Origin of the sequence: Streptomyces sp. NPDC005963 (assembly GCF_040638655.1) — a bacterium.
Classification (GTDB): Bacteria; Actinomycetota; Actinomycetes; order Streptomycetales; family Streptomycetaceae; genus Streptomyces.
The window spans coordinates 1-4495 of record NZ_JBEXVD010000069.1 but is presented as its reverse complement, the minus strand read 5'-3'; the positions used below and the strand labels follow the sequence as shown (position 1 = coordinate 4495).

General features: G+C 67.4%; 1 protein-coding gene. It reads left to right on the top strand.

Features of this window, described 5'->3' with window-relative positions; all coding sequences use genetic code 11:
• A partial coding sequence (locus tag ABZ348_RS34495; RefSeq protein ID WP_358939939.1) for a type I polyketide synthase occupies window positions 1–4495 on the top strand: 4495 nt, incomplete at both ends.

Below are 4495 nucleotides of genomic sequence, written 5' to 3'. Positions count from 1 at the left end.
GGCTCCACCCCACCAACCCCACCACCACACCCCCCGGACACACACCCACCCACCACCCACTCCTCACCACCACACTCCAACTCGCCGAAACTGACGAAGTCCTGTTCACCGGACACATCGACGCGGGTAAGGATCCATGGCTGGGCGACCATGTCGTCATGCAGTCGGCCATCATGCCGGGTACGGCATTCATCGAGCTGGCCTCTTATGCGGGAGAGCAGGTCGGATGCCACTGGTTGGAGGAGTTGACTTTCGAGGCTCCCCTGTTCGTACCGGAGCGGGAGACGGTCCGACTCCAGGTCCGGCTCGGCGCCGCTGACGAGGGGGGGCGTCGTACGGTCGCTATCCATTCCAGCGCTGACGACGGTCCCTGGGTGCGCCATGCCAGCGGATTCCTCGGCGCTGACGCCCCCTCGGCCGACTTCTCCGTGGAGAGCTGGCCGCCCGCCGGATCGGAACCGATCGACACCGACGGCTTCTACGACCATCTGCTCTCGCGAGGATTCGGCTACGGCCCCGCCTTCCAGGGGCTGATGGCAGCCTGGCGACTGGGGGACGACGTCTATGCCGAGGTCCAACTCCAGGACGATGAGGCAGAGAAGTCGGAAGAGTATGCGGTGCATCCGGCGCTACTCGATGCGGCGTTGCACGGTATGGCATTTCTGCCGGGGGGCGGCGATCCAGAGTCGCACGGCACAGGACGTCTGGCCTTCTCTTGGAACGACGTACGGTACGACGGCGTCGGAGCAGCCGCGCTGCGTGTGAGGCTGCGGAGCAACGGAACGGACTCGATCTCTCTGGAGGCGGCCGACGAAACGGGTAGGCCGGTTGTCTCCGCACGTTCCATCACCGTACGCCCCGCCACTCCCGAACAGCTCGGAGTCGGGCAAACCACGTCCTCGGACTCGCTGTTCCAAGTGGTGTGGCGGTCGTTGCCTTCGGTGCCCTCGCTACCGGACAGCACCGCGCCCACGAACTGGGCCGTCCTGGGCGACGACCCCATGGGTGTCGCGGAGCACCTGCGGGCCTCCGCGTACCCGGACTTCGCCTCGCTCGCGACGGGTGTCGCAACCGACGAAACGGTCCCCGACGCGATCCTCCTCACTTCCGCCGCCAGGTCAGGTGCGGACCTCAGCGGTGAACTCCGGTCGACGCTGGCCCGGACGCTGACCGAGGTACAGGGGTGGCTCACGGATGAGCGCTTCGCCTCGACGCGTCTGGTCCTTCTGACACAAGGGGCCGTCAGGACCGGGTCCGACGATCCCGCTCCGGCACTGGTCGGCGCCTCATCACTCGGGCTGCTGCGGTCGGCACAGTCCGAGCACCCTGGACGCATCGTGCTGGTCGACACCGACGACGATCCGGCGTCCCTCGACCTCGTGGGTACGGTGCTCCTGGCGGACGAACCACAACTGGCGGTGCGGACGGGGGGCCTGCTAGCAGCCAGGCTGGACCGTGTGGCCCTGCCTACGGATCAGCCTGATTCGCCTCTTGACCCCGACGGGACCGTCCTCATCACCGGTGGCACCGGCGGGCTGGGTGCGCTCGTCGCCCGACACCTCGTTGCCCAGCACGGCATTCGCCACCTCCACCTCCTCAGCAGAAGCGGACCCAACGCCCCCGGAGCCACTGAGCTCCACGATGAACTGACCGCCCAAGGCGTCACCGTTCACATCACCGCCTGCGACACCACCAACCGCACCGAACTCGAACACAGCCTCAACGCCGTCGACCCCGACCACCCCCTCACCGCCGTCATCCACACCGCCGGCACCCTCCACGACAGCACCATCGAAACCCTCACCCCCCACCACATCGACACCGTCCTCCGTCCCAAAGCAGACGCGGCACTCCACCTCCACCACCTCACCCGCGATCACGACCTCGCTGCCCTCGTGCTCTTCTCGTCGGCCGCCACCACCTTCGGTGCCCCTGGCCAGGCGAACTACGCCGCCGCCAACGCCTTCCTCGACGCCTTCGCCCAACACCACACCGACATCACAGCTCTCGCCTGGGGTCTCTGGGCAGAGGAGCGAGGCATGGGTGGCCGGCTCACCGATGCGGATCTGCGCAGGATGGCGAAGAGTGGAACGGCGGCACTCTCTGCCGAGGAAGGGCTGGGCCTGCTGGACGCGGCGTTGACCTCGGCCGAGTCCGCACTCGTACCCGTACGTCTGACCCTCGCGGGTGTGCGCACCGGCGACGAGCCCGTGCCCGCTCTGCTGCGCGACCTCGTGCCGACGACAGCGCGCCGTCCACGCAGCCGCTCAGCCGGCACGGCCCGGTCCGGAGGCGCCGACCGGCTCTCTGCTCTGCCCGATGACAAGCTGGCGGAAGCTCTGCTTCAGATGGTTCGGGTCAGCACCGCGACGGTACTGGGTCATGAGAGCCCGGACGCAGTGGAGACCGAACTCCCCTTCAAGGAGCTGGGCTTCGACTCCTTGATGGCGGTGGAGTTGCGGAACCGGCTCAACAAGGCCACCGGGCTTCGGCTGCCGCCCACGCTGATCTTCAACCACCCGACGGTCGCGGCGCTCGCCGCCCATCTCCAGTCCGAGATTCGTGGTGCGTCGACCACCCGCTCACGGCAGGAGTCTGCGAATCCCGCCGGTTCGTCCCTCGTCACCGAGGCGGACCCCATCGCGATCGTGTCGATGAGCTGCCGCTTCCCGGGAGACATCAGAACGCCGGAGGAGCTCTGGGAGTTTGTCGCAGAGGGTCGGGACGCGGTTTCCGGGTTCCCCACTGACCGCGGGTGGGATCTCGATGCGCTCTACGACCCGGACCCGGAGGAGACGGGCAAGAGTTACGTCCGTAGCGGCGGCTTTCTGTCGGACGCGGGCGGCTTCGACGCGGGGTTCTTCGGGATCTCACCGCGTGAGGCTCTGGCGATGGATCCGCAGCAGCGACTGCTGCTGGAGACCTCCTGGGAGGCCATCGAGCGCGCAGGCATCGAGCCCGGGACCCTGCGGGGTGGTCGCGTCGGCGTGTTCGCCGGCACCCACGGTCAGGACTACGGCGAACTGCTCTCCCCGACACCAGAGGGGCTGGAGGGCTATTTGATCACCGGCAGCGCGGCCAGCGTCTTCTCAGGTCGTGTGTCGTACACGTTCGGGCTTGAGGGTCCTGCGGTGACGGTGGACACTGCCTGCTCGTCCTCGCTGGTGGCGCTGCATCTCGCCGCACAATCCCTTCGCCAGGGCGAATGCGACCTGGCACTCGCCGGGGCCGCGTCCATCATGTCTACGCCGAGTGGTCTGGTCGCGTTCTCGCGGCAGCGTGGTCTGGCGGCGGATGGTCGGTGCAAGGCGTTCGCGGATGCCGCTGATGGGTTCGGCATGGCGGAGGGCGTGGGGATGCTGCTGTTGGAGCGGCTCTCCGACGCCCAACGCAACGGCCACCGCGTCCTCGCGGTCGTACGAGGCTCCGCGGTCAACCAGGACGGTGCGTCCAATGGACTCACCGCACCCAACGGGCCATCACAAGAACGCGTCATCCGCCAAGCCCTCGCCAATGCCCGCCTCACACCGCAGGACATCGACACCGTCGAAGCCCATGGCACCGGCACGCGACTCGGCGACCCGATCGAGGCGCAGGCGCTGCTCAACACCTACGGGCAGGACCGCCCCGGTGACCGGCCGCTCCACCTCGGGTCGGTCAAATCAAACATCGGCCACACCCAGGCCGCTGCCGGAGTCGCCGGGATCATCAAGATGGTGAAGGCCCTGGAGCACGAGCAGCTTCCGCGGACGCTTCATGTGGACGCTCCGTCGACGCAGGTCGACTGGACCACCGGAGCGGTGGAACTCCTCACCGAACCGCAGGACTGGCCGTATGACACCGATCGACCACGGCGTGCGGGGGTCTCCTCCTTCGGTGTGTCAGGCACCAACGCCCACGTCATCCTCGAACAAGCACCCAACACCACAGAAGCAGTCACGGACACCGCGGATGCTGTCGGTGATATTCCGTTGCTGTTGTCGGGGAAGTCAGAGGATGCGTTGCGGGCCCAAGCCCGGCAGCTCGCCACCCATCTCAACGGTGAAGACGGGCCAGCGCTGGTCGACGTCGCCCACGCCCTCGCCACCACCCGTACACAGTTCGACCATCGGGCTGTGATCCTCACCCGTGACGAAGACCGGAACACCGTCCTCGCCCGGTTGAATGCGCTGGCCGGCGGGACCGAAACCCCCGGACTCATCCAAGGCACCGTTCCCTCCGCTCCGGGGAAGTTGTTGTGGGTTTTCCCTGGTCAGGGGTCTCAATGGCCGGGAATGGGACTCCACCTCGCCACCGAGTCCCCCGCCTTCGCCCAACGCCTCGATGAGTGTGCACAAGCCTTGGAACCCCACACCGGGTGGCGTCTGCACGACATCCTCGACGATGAGAAGCTCTTGCAGCGGGTCGATGTCATCCAACCCGCGCTCTGGGCCCTCATGGTCTCCCTCGCCCACCTCTGGACCACCCACGGCATCACCCCCCACGCCGTCACCGG